Origin of the sequence: Brevibacterium sp. S22 (genome assembly GCF_004745485.1) — a bacterium.
Lineage (GTDB): Bacteria > Actinomycetota > Actinomycetes > Actinomycetales > Brevibacteriaceae > Brevibacterium.
Window position 1 is genome coordinate 214979 of the sequence record NZ_RHFG01000001.1, and the last position, 13016, is coordinate 227994.

Annotated in this window: 13 protein-coding genes and 3 pseudogenes; 8 read left to right on the forward strand and 8 right to left on the reverse strand. The window is 60.8% G+C overall.

Going from position 1 to position 13016, the window contains the following annotated elements; translation table 11 throughout:
• Positions 1 to 228 precede the first annotated feature (228 nt).
• The gene (locus tag EB835_RS01175) at positions 229 to 750 is read left to right on the forward strand and encodes a hypothetical protein (RefSeq protein WP_135807663.1); all 522 of its coding nucleotides are present in this window, start codon (positions 229 to 231) and stop codon (positions 748 to 750) included.
• 710 nt (positions 751 to 1460) lie between these two features.
• Here EB835_RS01175 and EB835_RS01180 read toward each other — a convergent pair.
• Positions 1461 to 2078: a TetR/AcrR family transcriptional regulator gene (locus tag EB835_RS01180; RefSeq protein WP_135807664.1), complete on the reverse strand. Its 618-nt coding sequence runs from the start codon at positions 2076 to 2078 to the stop codon at positions 1461 to 1463.
• 37 nt (positions 2079 to 2115) lie between these two features.
• Between EB835_RS01180 and EB835_RS01185 the strand changes: the two genes are divergently transcribed.
• Together EB835_RS01185 and EB835_RS01190 are read left to right on the forward strand one after the other, a co-directional pair.
• Positions 2116 to 2676, forward strand: coding sequence for a GNAT family N-acetyltransferase (locus EB835_RS01185; RefSeq protein ID WP_135807665.1), 561 nt, complete (start codon positions 2116 to 2118; stop codon positions 2674 to 2676).
• 9 nt (positions 2677 to 2685) lie between these two features.
• Positions 2686 to 3273: a zeta toxin family protein gene (locus tag EB835_RS01190; protein ID WP_062241913.1), complete on the forward strand. Its 588-nt coding sequence runs from the start codon at positions 2686 to 2688 to the stop codon at positions 3271 to 3273.
• Positions 3274 to 3655: 382 nt separating this feature from the next.
• Here the strand turns inward: EB835_RS01190 and EB835_RS01195 are convergent.
• A pseudogene (locus tag EB835_RS01195) lies at positions 3656 to 4839 on the reverse strand (IS3 family transposase).
• 62 nt (positions 4840 to 4901) lie between these two features.
• Between EB835_RS01195 and EB835_RS01200 the strand changes: the two are divergent.
• A pseudogene (locus EB835_RS01200) lies at positions 4902 to 5180 on the forward strand (ABC transporter permease); the annotation flags it as partial.
• A 431-nt stretch (positions 5181 to 5611) separates the two neighbouring features.
• Positions 5612 to 5986, forward strand: a complete 375-nt coding sequence (locus tag EB835_RS01205; protein ID WP_135807666.1) for a VOC family protein — start codon at positions 5612 to 5614, stop codon at positions 5984 to 5986.
• Between the two features lie 143 nt (positions 5987 to 6129).
• Here the strand turns inward: EB835_RS01205 and EB835_RS01210 are convergent, their stop codons facing one another.
• The 3 genes and pseudogenes from EB835_RS01210 to EB835_RS20200 form a co-directional block, all read right to left on the reverse strand.
• Positions 6130 to 6771: a response regulator gene (locus EB835_RS01210; RefSeq protein WP_135807667.1), complete on the reverse strand. Its 642-nt coding sequence runs from the start codon at positions 6769 to 6771 to the stop codon at positions 6130 to 6132.
• Between the two features lie 5 nt (positions 6772 to 6776).
• Entirely contained in the window at positions 6777 to 7730 is a 954-nt protein-coding gene (locus EB835_RS01215; RefSeq protein ID WP_168216586.1) for a sensor histidine kinase, read from the reverse strand.
• 262 nt (positions 7731 to 7992) lie between these two features.
• Positions 7993 to 8349, reverse strand: a pseudogene (locus EB835_RS20200) (ABC transporter permease); the annotation flags it as partial.
• A 58-nt stretch (positions 8350 to 8407) separates the two neighbouring features.
• Here EB835_RS20200 and EB835_RS01225 point away from each other — a divergent pair.
• A protein-coding gene (locus EB835_RS01225) for an IS5 family transposase (RefSeq protein WP_240688460.1) occupies positions 8408 to 9320 on the forward strand; the annotation gives its coding sequence in 2 pieces (ribosomal slippage) (positions 8408 to 8779 and positions 8781 to 9320; 912 coding nt in all).
• Positions 9321 to 9342: 22 nt separating this feature from the next.
• Here EB835_RS01225 and EB835_RS01230 read toward each other — a convergent pair.
• The gene (locus EB835_RS01230; RefSeq protein ID WP_135807670.1) at positions 9343 to 9717 is read right to left on the reverse strand and encodes a cupin domain-containing protein; all 375 of its coding nucleotides are present in this window, start codon (positions 9715 to 9717) and stop codon (positions 9343 to 9345) included.
• 462 nt (positions 9718 to 10179) lie between these two features.
• Between EB835_RS01230 and EB835_RS01235 the strand changes: the two genes are divergently transcribed.
• Positions 10180 to 11196 carry an alpha/beta fold hydrolase gene (locus EB835_RS01235; RefSeq protein ID WP_135807671.1) on the forward strand — a complete coding sequence of 339 codons (1017 nt, stop codon included), beginning with the start codon at positions 10180 to 10182 and terminating at the stop codon, positions 11194 to 11196.
• A 49-nt stretch (positions 11197 to 11245) separates the two neighbouring features.
• Complete coding sequence (locus EB835_RS01240; protein WP_135807672.1) at positions 11246 to 11593, forward strand: VOC family protein; 348 nt, start codon at positions 11246 to 11248, stop codon at positions 11591 to 11593.
• A 68-nt stretch (positions 11594 to 11661) separates the two neighbouring features.
• Here the strand turns inward: EB835_RS01240 and EB835_RS01245 are convergent, their stop codons facing one another.
• On the reverse strand, positions 11662 to 12195 hold the full coding sequence (locus EB835_RS01245; RefSeq protein WP_135807673.1) for a VOC family protein: 534 nt from the start codon (positions 12193 to 12195) through the stop codon (positions 11662 to 11664).
• A gap of 87 nt (positions 12196 to 12282) precedes the next feature.
• The gene (locus tag EB835_RS01250) at positions 12283 to 12942 is read right to left on the reverse strand and encodes a helix-turn-helix domain-containing protein (RefSeq protein ID WP_135807674.1); all 660 of its coding nucleotides are present in this window, start codon (positions 12940 to 12942) and stop codon (positions 12283 to 12285) included.
• Positions 12943 to 13016: the final 74 nt, after the last annotated feature.

Here is a 13016-nt window from a genome sequence, read left to right on the forward strand (position 1 = left end):
GTTGATCACCCCCGGCAGCTGTTGTGCTCGCTTTCTACCCGACGACCACGATCGCCAGTGGCATCTGGCGCGGCCCCCTACAACTGGAAGTATCCCGAAACGCAGCACTGCTTGCATGTTCGCAGTTCCCGAAGGCTGTGCCTCAGTCGACGTCTGGGTTCCTCTAGCTGTCCGCCAGCTGGCGATGTCAATGAGAAGAATGAGTTAGATCACCAAAGGAGAAGCCAAATGCGAAAGCCCCCACCCTCCACTTCGGAAGCAGACAGCACCGCGATGCGGGGCGAACGTCCACCTGGGGCGGTCCGGGCGGCGGTCGGCGCACTGATCGCGGCACTCGCAACCGGAATCGTTGAGATGACCGCACAGCTCTGGCCGATAGACCTTCTCGGCGACAGCCTCGTTTTGATCGCAATTCGCTTGCTCATCTACGCCGTCGTCCTCGCCGCTATTGTCCTATTCGCCCGCGGCCGAAATTGGGCACGACTTATCCTGCTATTTGGCCTCGGGGTGGTAGGAATGCTGTCCCTAATTATCGATCCCGCAATCTGGATATTCTCAGACTCCGACCTCGGGGCATTCATTGCCGAGATGGACGCTCAGCTGGCTGTGATCACCGGGAGCCGGATCGCGCATATCGCAGCCGTGATTGTCGCCGTGGTTGCTATGATTCAGAGAAGTACACGTCAGTACTGCTCGAAGGCGGCATTCATGTCCAAACGGTATACGCATGCGTCTCAGGAAGACCAATGACACCAGTCTCAGTTAGGCGACCGGAACGCCCCCGAGCGTGGAGAGCAGCTTCGTCGCCTCGTCATTCCTCCCTCCGGGGCTCGGAATTACCACAGCAGCACACAAAGGCGATGCTGGCAAGAGGACAGTTGGATCAAGCTGCGCTGTTTGCCGCCTTCGAACCTCTCGCACGTCTCCAATGTCTATTTCACATCCTCTCTGGCGGTCACGCGATTGTCGATCTTTCAGATATCGACTCGTTCGGCCCCAACGAGGAGCCAAATCAGAAAAGTACGAGGGCCATGCTTCCCACGCCGTGCCACTGCGGGTATGCTTCACGGCGCCAGACTCGCTCGGCGATGTCAGCCTATTGACCTCAGCGGTGCGGGCGCTGGACGTTATGTCCCTCGCACCATTGTCAGGCCAATCGGGCACGCCTGTGCCAGTCTATTATCCTCATTCGAGGTGGCGATATCTCTAGTTGGAGTTGGATACACCGTCGGCAAAATCTGCGCTGAATACAAACCGCACTTCGCGGACTCAAAGCCTCAACCTGCGGCGCCCACAGACCTACGTCTTGCTGCTCCAAAATCCCCGTCAAGATGGCAATATTGACCTCGACCTGACGCGTATTCCGGGGATGGGCTTGAGTCCGCCATCGCGCCCAAACGGAGGTCACCCTTGAGACAGCCCACCTGAGGAAACACAACTGTGTCATTGGACAAGAGACCTTATTCGGATATCGAACAGTAGTTCCTGAGCGCGGCGACGCCTTCAGCAACCGCTCGCTCCGCGCTCCCATCGCTCTTCTGCCGGTGGAGCCTCGAGTATGTCGGCGCTGCCGCACTGTCGACAACGGCATCCGGTTCACTTACGGCGACGTGAGCGGTCGTTGCGCTACCGATGACGAAGTTCGACAGAGCGTTAGCGTTCACCAGCGGGTCAACCGCCCCATCTTCGATCAGCAGCACGACCAGCCGTTCGGACAGCCTGAGGTAATGCGGCCCCCGCGGGGGCCGCATCGCGATCACCTGGCATGCCCAGCGGTGACGGACCAGATGCCGGAAGTAGGCGAGCATCAGAGCGTCGACGCCGTCCTCGACGATAGCTCGAGCCATTTCCGCATCGGCGCCGAGCGCGGCGTCGAGACCAAGGTCAAAGAGGTCGTCTGCGGAATCGATCCGCGAATACAGGCTTGACGGTGCGACGCTGAGCCGTTTTGCCACAGCCCGCACCGTCACAGCCTGCAAACCTCCTCCATCAAGGAGCTCCACTGCCGCGCGGGCAATACCTTGAACGTCGACAGCCCGCGCTCGTCGCACTGGCTTAATTCGGCTCCAGTAACTCACATGTTAATTGTAACCGAACTATGTTAGTTTAGATGACATGCTCGACTCATCACTCCTCCCCGTACAGGATGATCAAGTGAGGCTCCGCCCCCTGCACCCTCGGGACGCCGCCGCTTATGCCGAGGGAACCAAAGATCCGGGCGTGCAAGAGTACGCCCATCTACCCCACCCCGAGTACACGCCTGAGTCGGTACGACAGATGATCAAACACGACGCCGAACCTGGTCTGCAAAGAGGCGACCTCGCTGTACTATCGATTGCAGACGCCGTAACCGATCGGTTCGTCGGCAGTCTCGTCATCTTCGACGTAAGAGGCCACAAGGCTGAAGTCGGGTTCTGGATCCATCCGGCCTACCGGGGCAGAGGTATTACCTCATCGGCCCTCCGCCTCGTTGCCCGCTACGCTCGCGACTGCGGCTTACGGGAGCTCACGGCCAAAACCCTACCGGCGAACATTGCGTCTCAGCGCGTCCTCGAAGCAACCGGGTTCATCCTGCACGGTCGCAAGTTGGACACTGCACCATCCGGGCACCGCGCCGAGCTCCTGGCCTACGCGCGACCGCTTAGCGAGAAACCGACCTGGACCGAATTTCTATAAGTTGACATCATGCCCTTGATTAGTCCTTCGACCCCACTACCGCATCACCCGTTACGAGTGCTGGTAGCCGGGAACTCCGGTGCAGGGAAGACGACCCTAGCCCAACTGATAGCCGAAGCGATGGGTGGGACCACAGAACATGTCGAGATCGACTCCCTGTTCCACGGCCCCAATTGGCAACCTCGAAGTAACTTCGTCGAGGAAGTTGATGCCTTCAGTCGAGCAACAACATGGGTGACTGAATGGTCCTACACCTCGATCCTCGGACAACTGCTCGCTGATCGGGCAGACCTCATGGTGTGGCTGGATCTTCCGAAGTGGCAAGTAGCTCTTCAAGTCCTCCAACGAACCCTAAAGCGGCGGGTACCCCGGCCGCAGCAGCTCTGGAACGGCAACGTCGAACCACCTCTTCACACCTTCTTCACCGACCCTGATCACGTGGCCCGGTACGCAATCAGGCACCACTCCAATAAGCGCAGAAAGCTCTTACAGTTGGCCGCCAGTCGGCGGGACCTGTTAATTATTCACCTGCGGTCTCATCGCGAGGCGAGTAAATGGCTCTCTGGCCCATTCAGAGCCTCAATAGGCCTTGGGTGATGCTGGATCAGCGCAGATTGGCTATACGCACATTCCAACCCCGCAGGTAAAAAGCGTGATTGATCTGACGATCGGTTCGAGAACGCCAACCCCAGCGGTTCCTCCTACGGAAAACAGGCTCCTATGACCTCGTTACCAGGTGCCGTACAGGGTTGAGGAGGATCCGCACAGACACCGCTTTCGTATGAGCGTTCTTATCGAGTTGGGATCGTCCAGTACTGGTGCCAGCGGATCGTTGACTAAACGAGTGCGCGGTCCGCGGCGCCATCGCCGAGCAGCTCTCTGCCCGCACACTCCAGGTGACCTACGGGATGATGTGCTAGAAGATTGCTACCAAATCGACAGAACTAGGGACTGCTGACGGTTTAGTTGACCCCGGGGTTTATGCCGCCAGAGCGACAGCCTTGTGGTGAACAAGCTGGTATTCAACCGGAGTCAGTTTACCCAAACGCCGTTGCCGACGCTTCCGGTGATAGGTCCGCTCGACCCAGTGGACGATCGATGTCCGCAACCTCGCTCGCGTGTCCCAACGGCCCCGGTCGAGGACGTTCTTCTGCAACACAGCGAAGAACGATTCCATCGCCGCATTATCACCAGCAGCACCAACCCTTCCCATCGACCCCACGAGCCCGTAATGCCGTAGAACCTGCTGGAACTTACGAGAACGAAATTGCGACCCGCGATCCGAGTGAACGACACACCCTGCCACGGCTCGCGGTCCGCCACGACGAGCCATAGCGTCATCAATCGCCGCCACAGCCAGGCGAGATTTCATCCTCGAATCGATGGCATAACCGACGATTCTGTTGCTGAACACATCCTTGACCGCGCACATATACAGTTTCCCCTCACTGGTGTGATGCTCGGTGATATCGGTCAGCCACAACTCGTTGACTGCCTTTGCTGTGAAGTCGCGTTCGACGAGGTCATCACACACTGGCGGGCCGGGCTTCTTACCGTGCTTCCGGGCCCGTTTGATCGTGTGGGAGAACAGCTCCTGCTGCGAGCACAGCCGCCACACACGACGTTCAGAGGCGCTGTATCCGCACGCCTGGAGCTCATCAGCGATGAACCGGTGCCCGAACTCAGGATCGTCCGTATGAACGTCGTATGCGGCATTGATCAAGTGCGCCTCCTCGAGCTCCCGGTCAGAGACAGGTTCCGCGCACCACTTGTAGAAACCCTGCTTGGTAAAGCCGAGCACCCGGCAGGCCACTGCCACCGGCACCCTGGCGGCAGCAAGGTCGAGGACCAGCGGGTACATCATTTTGGGTGATGACCACCGAGCTTCAAGTTCGCTTGCGAGAGATACGCTGCAGCCTCGCGGAGGATCTTGTTCTCCCGCTCGAGTACCCTGATCCGCTTCAGTGCTGCTGCCTGGGCGCGAGACTCCTCGACATCACGGGAGGGCTCGAGTCCGTGCTCACGCAGCCGTGAGTCACGTACCCAGGCCTGGAGAGCTGACTTCGAGATGCCGAGGTCGGCGCAGACCTGCTTCTGGGTCATCCCGTCGCCCAGGAGCTCGAGCGCTGATTGCTTGAACTCATCGGTGTAGATCTTTGGCATGACTTCCATCCTTCCTGGAACTTATCCAGTCGTGAAGTCAACTAAACCCTCAGCAGTCCCGACTGGCCGCGAAGTCCGTCGATGGGGCGACCGCGTTCTCCTACCCGCTGATCTTCCTCCCGTTTCTCAGCTCGGCGTTCGTCCCGACGGACACCATGCCAGGACCCGTGAGATGGTTCGCGGAGCACCAGCCGACAACAGCCATCATCGACACGATCCGCAGCTTGCTCGCGGATCAGCCTGTCGGCGGCGACATCTGGATCGCCATCGCGTGGTGCATCGGTACCCTCGTCGGCGCCTACTGCATCGCGGTGGCGATCTACCGACGAAAAGTGCAGTAACACCTGCCTTTCACACTGACCAAGGCCGGGAGAAGCGCCGATCACGGTTGTCCGGCCGCCGGATTTAGCAGTAGTCAGCGTCCGCGCACGGCCATCGAGCTGTCCGCAGATGACACGCGGCATGGACGCATCAACCTGTTTATATCTGACTTCCAGCGCAGTACGACGCATCGGAATAAAGCCGTTAGACCTTGAAGACGGGCGCTCCCGGGCGATACGGTGTATGCGTGAAGACCGGAACGGCAATCTGCCACGCACAGGACGGCTATCCGGTCGCAGGCTGAGAATCGACCGGCCCACCGGGCCGGCTCCCCTGCGAACCAATCCTCCCCGCTGTCATCTCAGAGCTCGAAGTCCTCCATCTGGACTGCAAGCGCGCTTAGCGCGCTACGCATGTCATCACCAACGGATGGAAACGAAAGGTTCTAGATATGACCGCACTTCTCAATCACACAATCATCGCAGCACTTGATCGGCACGAATCGGCTGCCTTCTACTGCCACATGCTGGAGGCCTCCGAAACCGAATCGTGGGGTTTGTTCAGCAACATCATGATCGGCGGAGGCGTGATGCTGCAGTTCGCTGAACCACCCTTCCCCATTCAGATGCAACACTACGCATTCCTGGTATGTGATGATCATTTCGATCGAGCACTCATGCGCCTGAATGACGGTGGCATCACGTACTGGGCGGATCCGCAGATGAGCCGTCCTGGTCAGACGAACACAGATCACGGCGGGCGCGGCGTGTACTTCAAGGACCCCGCCGGTCACGCGCTTGAGCTCATCACTCAACCCTACGTGTGACGCCGCGGCCGTAAGCGCCCCGAGCACGCGGTCCGAAGAACGCTGACCGAGGGGACCCGCAGCGCCCGCGATACAGCGGTGCGTTGCGGGCCGTAGGCGCGCAGCCGGTACCTGCTTACCCTTCCACAGGGCAGCTTTCCGGCTTACAACAATCCACGCTCGAGAGCCAGCGTGACCGCTCGCGTACGATCCTCCACCCCCAGCTTCGCGAAGATTCTCAGTAAGTGCGTCTTGACCGTCGACTCAGCAATATGCAGCTCCGTTCCTATTTGGGCGTTCGATAGGCCAGCAGCGACATTGCGAAGGACAGCCAACTCCCGAGGCGTCAAAGGTTCTTGACGCGGAGCGCGCACCGAGGCCGCGAGCACTCCAGCGGCTAATGGCGCCAGGGTAGTGTGGCCGGCTGCTGCGCTTTCCAGGCTCGTCACGAGCTCCGCAGCGGGCGTGTCCTTCAGCAAATATCCCGTTGCACCCGCCTCAATCGCGCGCAGTATCGCTGAATCCGTTTCGAAAGTAGTCAGCACCAGTACTCGCACTGGATTCGCCATCGCACAAAGACGGCGGGTGGCAGTGACCCCGTCGATGACGGGCATCCGTAGATCCATGAGAACGACATCCGGAGTCATTCCGTCGAGAACCATCCTCTCCACGCGCTCGATGACCTCCGCCCCATTTACGGCTTCGGCCACAACTTCATGTCCCGCATTCTCCAGAACAGCACGCAGGCCAGCGCGGAAAATGGGATGGTCATCAGCGATCACGACCGCAAGAGAAGTGGATCCCACGTCCGTTACGCTCCCGTCCCCTCGGCGGCTTGGAAAGGCAATCGTGCCGTCAGCGTAGTGCCGTGCCCACGGGACGCCGCAACACCCAGTGACCCACCCTCGATCTCCAACCGAGAACGCGTGCCATGCAGGCCATATCCCGGAGACGGTAGATCGGCGTCGAAACCCTCCCCGTCATCGTGAACTTCCAGTACAGCGACATCGTCAACATCATCAACCTTCAAGATCACTCGCGCCTCACCTGCATGCGAATGCCTCTCGACATTGCGCAGCGCCTCCTGTGCGACGCGCAATAACACGACTTCGAGCCTCGTTGCCGCGGGCTGCCACCTGGCGGAGTCTACGGAGGCACGGATCCTGGTTCGCTCTGACAGATCCCTGGCGAGTCGCTTCACCGCCAAGGCAAGATCCATTGGAGGCCGCGATCGCGCGAGCAGGCCGCGCGCCTCCGCGAGACCATCGCGAGCAGCGACTTCAATCTGTTCGATCAACCCGGGACGTACCGAATCGTTCTGCCGAGCGGCCTGCGCCAGGATTGCGATCGAACTGAATGATTGCGCGAGAGTGTCATGGATGTCCGCCGCGATACGCGCACGCTCATCAGCTGCCCCCTGGGATCGTTCCTTGGATGCCAGCTCTGCTCGCGCGGCCTCTAGCTCCGATACCGTCTCGGATAGACGCGCAACAAGCTCACGGCGTTCGTGGGAGCGGACCTCAACGCGCCATATCCACGCCGCAAGTCCGATCGAGAACGCCGCGACACCGAAGCCCATCGCGAGAGCCGATCCGAGCACATCACCATTGACTCCGCCCTCGCTCCAGATCACGACAAGCACCATGGCCGTGGCAGCAGCGACGGTAGCTAGCAGCCCGCGGATAAATGTTTCGAGCATGATCCAGATCAGCGGAAAGGTGACGAACAGATGTAATCCGTTGTCGCTCACGGTCAGAAGCGCCATTGCAAGGACTGTCATCATGGCGACCCCGCATTCTCCGGCCCCCGAACCTGGCGGACGATATAAGCCCAGTGAGTGAGGCCGTAGGACGCCGCCCACAGCAGGGCCAGAACTATCGCCGATCCACCGGGCGCGAGCGCGATCTCCACACCGGCGGCGACGAAGACCGCGACATGAACAGGCCAATTCGTCCGCCAGTTTCGCTCCGCCTCGGACGCCAGAGGAACGTTTCCGCCAGTGAGCAAGTGACGGTGCCGTGCTTGCTTCACCGGGAGAACCAGCGAAATGCGCGCCAGGTCAACGCGGCCATAGCGACGAACCATAAGCTCAACGCTACCGCCACCACGGGTAGCTCTCCGATCGCTGCAACCCCGAACGGTTGGGGCTCGATCGCGTCAGTGAATTCGACCGGCAGCACAGTATGCCGCAGCCCTCGGGCGATCCATGCCTGCGGAAACAGGTAACCGGCGCTCTGCAACCAGCCGGGAAGCTCGGTCATCGGTATGTAACTCCCGGAGAAAATGCTCAGCACAACCGTGATGGGAGTGGCAGACGCTATGGCGCTTCGCGCGTTCGGCATCGCGGAACCGAAGGCGACTCCGGCAGCAGTAGCAGCAGCGGTGCCGAGGACTAGGGCATGTCTCCTTTATTCGAGGCTGTGGGGCTGACACTGTGGATGGGTGACTACGCACGACCGCCATCAAATCTTCACTGACGAGCAGTGGGAGAAAATCAAACCACTGCTGCCCTCGAATGCCGGCAAGAGAGCCCGACCGTTTGAGAACAATCGTCGGATCGTCGAAGGTATCGTCTACCGATACCGGGCCGGCATCGCCTGGCGCGACCTGCCCCGTGAGCACTTCGGCCCCTGGCAGACAGTGTGGAAACGCCACCGCCGCTACGCCGCCGACGGCACCTGGGACCGCGTGCTGGCCCAGGTGCTCTCTGAAGCCGACGCTGCCGGTGACATCGATTGGAACGTCTCCCTCGACGGCACCATCAACCGTGCCCACCAGCACGCGACGAACACAACCCGCCCCGATCAAGACACAGGGGGCTACATCGAATTACAAGAATCTGCCCGATCAGACGTGTGAACCGGCCGGACACGGCATCGGACGCTCACGTGGTGGACTGACGACGAAGATCCACCACGCCGTCGACGGCAAGGGCAGACCTCTGGCTGTCGTGGTCACCGGCGGGCAACGCCACGACGGAGTGATGCTGCCGCAGGTTCTGGCCGACATTCGAGTCCCACGGGTCGGTGGCGGTCGTGCTCGCACCCGTCCGGACGCAGTGTTGGCTGATCGTGCTTATGGGTCCAAAAGCAACCGCGAATACCTGCGTTCGCGCGGAATCCGTACAGTGATCCCGGAGAAGAAAGACCAGATCGCGACTCGAAAGAAACGCGGCAGCAAAGGTGGGCGACCGCCGGCGTTCGATGCCGCCGCGTATCGGAACCGCAATGTCGTCGAGCGTTCGTTTGCCTACGTCAAACAATGGCGAGGTTTAGCGACGAGATACGACAAACTCGCCGTCACCTATCGAGCGGCCGTCGTGATCAGCGCAATCCTGAAATGGCTACGTCGATAAACTTGGTTGCGAGCTAAGCAGCTTACAAATATTCAGTACTCCAAGGACCGGTTGCGGTTCCAACGATCACAGTATCTACATCAGCGCCATCAAAATGTACGGCTCCTGCCGGTACATATAAGAATGATCCCGATGGGTAGGATCTGGCAGCACCAGGTTCGAGCACCGGGCCGTATCCAAGTCTGAGTGTGCCCGCCGCTACATGGAGATGGGCAGCTGCAGAGTGTGAGTGTGGTCCATCGTAGACACCAGCGGGAATGAAGAATGCATAGGAGAACATTTCTCCAGGAGCACGGCTGCCAATGAGAGTCGCAGATTTCGTGCCATCATCGTGCGTTACTTCCCACGGCATGTCATTTGGGTCAAAGGCTGCTGCGCCAGGCAGAGAGTTGATCATGGTCCGAGCCTAGTTCTTTGCGCAGCCACACAGCTGGCGGGATTCGGACTTCACACTTTGCAGAATCTCCCGCCATTTGGGAGACGTGCCCTAGTAGAGCGCCGACACCTGACGCAACCCTCCGGCTCACCCATGCTGTGACCGCAGCTGTCAACCAAAGTACCACCAGCGATCCGGCGACCGCATAAACGATGAGATACAGCAGGCCAGGGTCGACAGGCACATCGTGCGCGCTGTACATGTTCACGGCATGTGAGTGCAAGGTGCGAGCTGATTGTTGATCGATGGCCGCTGCAACCGCAGGGACGGCCGAAAGCGCCGCCGCCGCCCCAAGGGTCCGTCGGCCGTAGGCCAGAGGATTCACTTCATCCCTCCCGGGCGTTCGCCCGGCTTCTTTTTCGAACATGTTCCTTAATTAGGTCACGAGGTACCCACGGTCCAGCAGGTTGTTACACTCGACCTATGTCTGATGCCGTGGGAAGGTTCCGAGGCGCTGATGCCCGGGCACGCTTCATGCGCGCCTTCGACCGAGCGATGGAGACCTGGCCCGCGCGAGTCGACCACCAAGTCGAGACGAGCTACGGAACGACGGTGGTGTCGGCATCGCGGACGCGCCGCGCTACCATCCCGGCCCTCCTTCTTCCCGGTGGCGGAAGCACGATCGCCTCGTGGGGCCCATTCGTCAGCGCCTGGGAGTCCGAGCGGCAGATCTTTGCCGTTGACACCATCTGGGACGCCGGCCGGAGTGTCCAGACCAAGCCACTTCCGACGGGCGCGGAGGTTGCATCATGGCTCGAGCAGACCCTCGACGGCCTGGGGATCGAGAAAGTGCACCTGGTGGGTTTCTCTTACGGTGGCTGGGCCGCACTGAACCAGCTCGTCCGCTTCCCCTCCCGCCTCCAGAGCGTCACTGCGCTGGACCCACCCGGGTCCCTTGCGCCGATCCCCCTGGGAACATGGGCACGAATGCTCGCCATGTTGCTCGGCGATGAAGAACGATATCGCTCGTACTTGGCCTGGGTACGAGGAGGAAAGCTGCCCGAATCAACAACACTCGACCTGCTTATCGCCAGCAGGCGAGAGTTCGTGCAGGCAGGGACGCCGCGCCCACAGCGCATCGCCCCGAGCGAATGGGCCGCATTCGACTCGCGGGTTGCGGTCCTACTCGGCGGAAAAAGCCGGTTCGTCCCCCGCAGAGCTGAAGCGACCCTTCGGCGCCGTGCTCCCGAGTCCGAGGTCAAACGTTTTCCCAACGCCAGTCACGCGCTGCTCGTCGACGAAGCCGAAGCGATCACGCAGTACGTGAACACCTTCATGCGCGATCGTGATGCCCTCCAGACGCTGCTCCTAATTGCGATCACCTTCGCTAAGCCCACGCCCTGCCACAGGTGCTCGCGAATCCTGGGTCCCGGCTGCTCATCCCGTGGGCGACGGGCGTCACGGTCAGGGGCGTTACGGCGACCGTGCAGTCCGCCGTAAACCATGCCGGCAGCGGGCGACAACAGTGCGCCGGAGCTATAATCTCGTCATGAGCATCGAACGCATCGTCCCCGACCTCTCTGTCACGGACCTCCGCCGGAGCGTCGACGAATACGCCGCGGTATTCGGTCTCGACGTCGTCATGGACCACGGATGGATCGTCACCCTGGCCGATGCGGAGGGGCGTCAGCTGAGCCTGCTCTCCGCCGATGCGACCGCTCTTGAGAATCCCACCGCCTCCGTTTTCGTTGACGACGTCCAAGCCGCCTACGAACGGGCCGTGGCGGCCGACCTGGAGATCGTGCACCCTCTCACGACCGAGACGTGGGGTGTGACCCGATTCTTCTTCCGCGACGGCTCAGGCAATGTGATCAACGTCGGCATGCATGCTCGGTGAAGGCTCGAATCCCACCGTAAGACGGCGCTGCACGGGTGACCAGCCGACCGGCCTCCGGTCGATTGGGCCTATGACCCCTTTGGGTCACGCAGCGAAGACATCGCTTCCAGCAGCGTGTCATGGATGTACTCGAGATCGGGCGATACCTCGGCCCACCCGACGTCGTTTCCTGCGGCCGGCCATTCCTTCTCATCATCATGCACGTCCCACGCCGCGTCGCCGTGTCGCCAGATCCACCACAATTTCGCACTCGCGTCTTGCACACGCGCGAACTGCGCGCCGAAGAAATCGGTTGGCTTCGTGACCAGACGTGCTCCGCGCGCGAGGGCACGCTCGAGCACCAGCTCAAGGTCGTCGACGTACACCTGGAGCAGGCTCGGCGTGAACGGCCAGCCCGGCTTACGCTCGGCGAGCATGATGGTGGTCGTACCGACGCGCACCTCACTCTGTAGCAGCAGCCCGTCTTCATCGATGGTGCGGGCTTCCACTCGCTCCTCGCCATCAAAGACCTCGATCACGAACCGCGTCACGTCATCGGCATCTCTCGTGATGATGAAGGGGTTGACGGTGGCATAGCCTTCGGGGGCGGGAGGTGCGGACATCGTTTGCTCCAATACTCGAAACCCAGTGAGAACGTGAGCTCTCAGTCCATCACCGCAGGAACGCCACCGTCTTGAACAAAAACGCCCTCACCGACCTGCCAGAACCTGGGCCGGCGTCTGGCCGTGGAATACCCTGAGCGAACGAGTCAGATGGGCCTGGTCCGCGAATCCGCATCGCTCAGCGCATTCGATCGGCGGCACGCCCTGCAGCAACAGGGCATACGCTTCACGCGCGCGCGACACCTGCTCGATCTGCTTACGAGTAAGACCCGTCGCGGCTCGGATCCGACGTTGCCGACGCCGCGTCGAATAGCCCGCATCATCGCCAGTGAGCATCCGTTGAACAGCGTGGTCATGGCGCAACACATCGAGCTCCAGCAGTCCCTGTACGAAACTCTCCAGATCCTCGAACTCAGGGAACGGCACCGCCTGCATCCCGAGCGTGATGAACCCGTCCTCGACGACGAACTGCTGCTCCGCTCCGAGCAAAAGGTCCTTGCGCACTCCGGGCAGAACGATATGAGTCTTCAGCTGAACACCCCAGCTGTGCTCCCCGACTGTCGAGCGAATCCAACGGTGCCCTATGGAAGGGCCGGCTATTCCGGCGCGAAGCTCCCCATCTGCCGCGCGGGTGAACCATAGGTCCCAGTGCTCGACAGCCGGCACGAGGTAGCGCTCCTCTCGCGTCGCCCGTGCCTGCCACATGCACTGCACAACAGGCGAGTCAGGATGGCGTTCTTCGTACATGCCCCCATTTTCGCCGTCGACCTCCGAGGGGACTCTTCACCTTCAGATCGATCGGCGGATCTCCGCTGGCTCTC

What these genes read in the sequence shown, in the direction of transcription:
- EB835_RS01250 (WP_135807674.1), bottom strand. Translation starts at nt 12,942, where the DNA reads ATGTACGAAGAACGCCATCCTGACTCGCCTGTTGTGCAGTGCATGTGG.
- EB835_RS01190 (WP_062241913.1), top strand. Translation starts at nt 2,686, where the DNA reads ATGCCCTTGATTAGTCCTTCGACCCCACTACCGCATCACCCGTTACGA.
- EB835_RS01175 (WP_135807663.1), top strand. Translation starts at nt 229, where the DNA reads ATGCGAAAGCCCCCACCCTCCACTTCGGAAGCAGACAGCACCGCGATG.
- EB835_RS01235 (WP_135807671.1), top strand. Translation starts at nt 10,180, where the DNA reads ATGTCTGATGCCGTGGGAAGGTTCCGAGGCGCTGATGCCCGGGCACGC.
- EB835_RS01185 (WP_135807665.1), top strand. Translation starts at nt 2,116, where the DNA reads ATGCTCGACTCATCACTCCTCCCCGTACAGGATGATCAAGTGAGGCTC.
- EB835_RS01245 (WP_135807673.1), bottom strand. Translation starts at nt 12,195, where the DNA reads ATGTCCGCACCTCCCGCCCCCGAAGGCTATGCCACCGTCAACCCCTTC.
- EB835_RS01215 (WP_168216586.1), bottom strand. Translation starts at nt 7,730, where the DNA reads ATGGCGCTTCTGACCGTGAGCGACAACGGATTACATCTGTTCGTCACC.
- EB835_RS01240 (WP_135807672.1), top strand. Translation starts at nt 11,246, where the DNA reads ATGAGCATCGAACGCATCGTCCCCGACCTCTCTGTCACGGACCTCCGC.
- EB835_RS01205 (WP_135807666.1), top strand. Translation starts at nt 5,612, where the DNA reads ATGACCGCACTTCTCAATCACACAATCATCGCAGCACTTGATCGGCAC.
- EB835_RS01230 (WP_135807670.1), bottom strand. Translation starts at nt 9,717, where the DNA reads ATGATCAACTCTCTGCCTGGCGCAGCAGCCTTTGACCCAAATGACATG.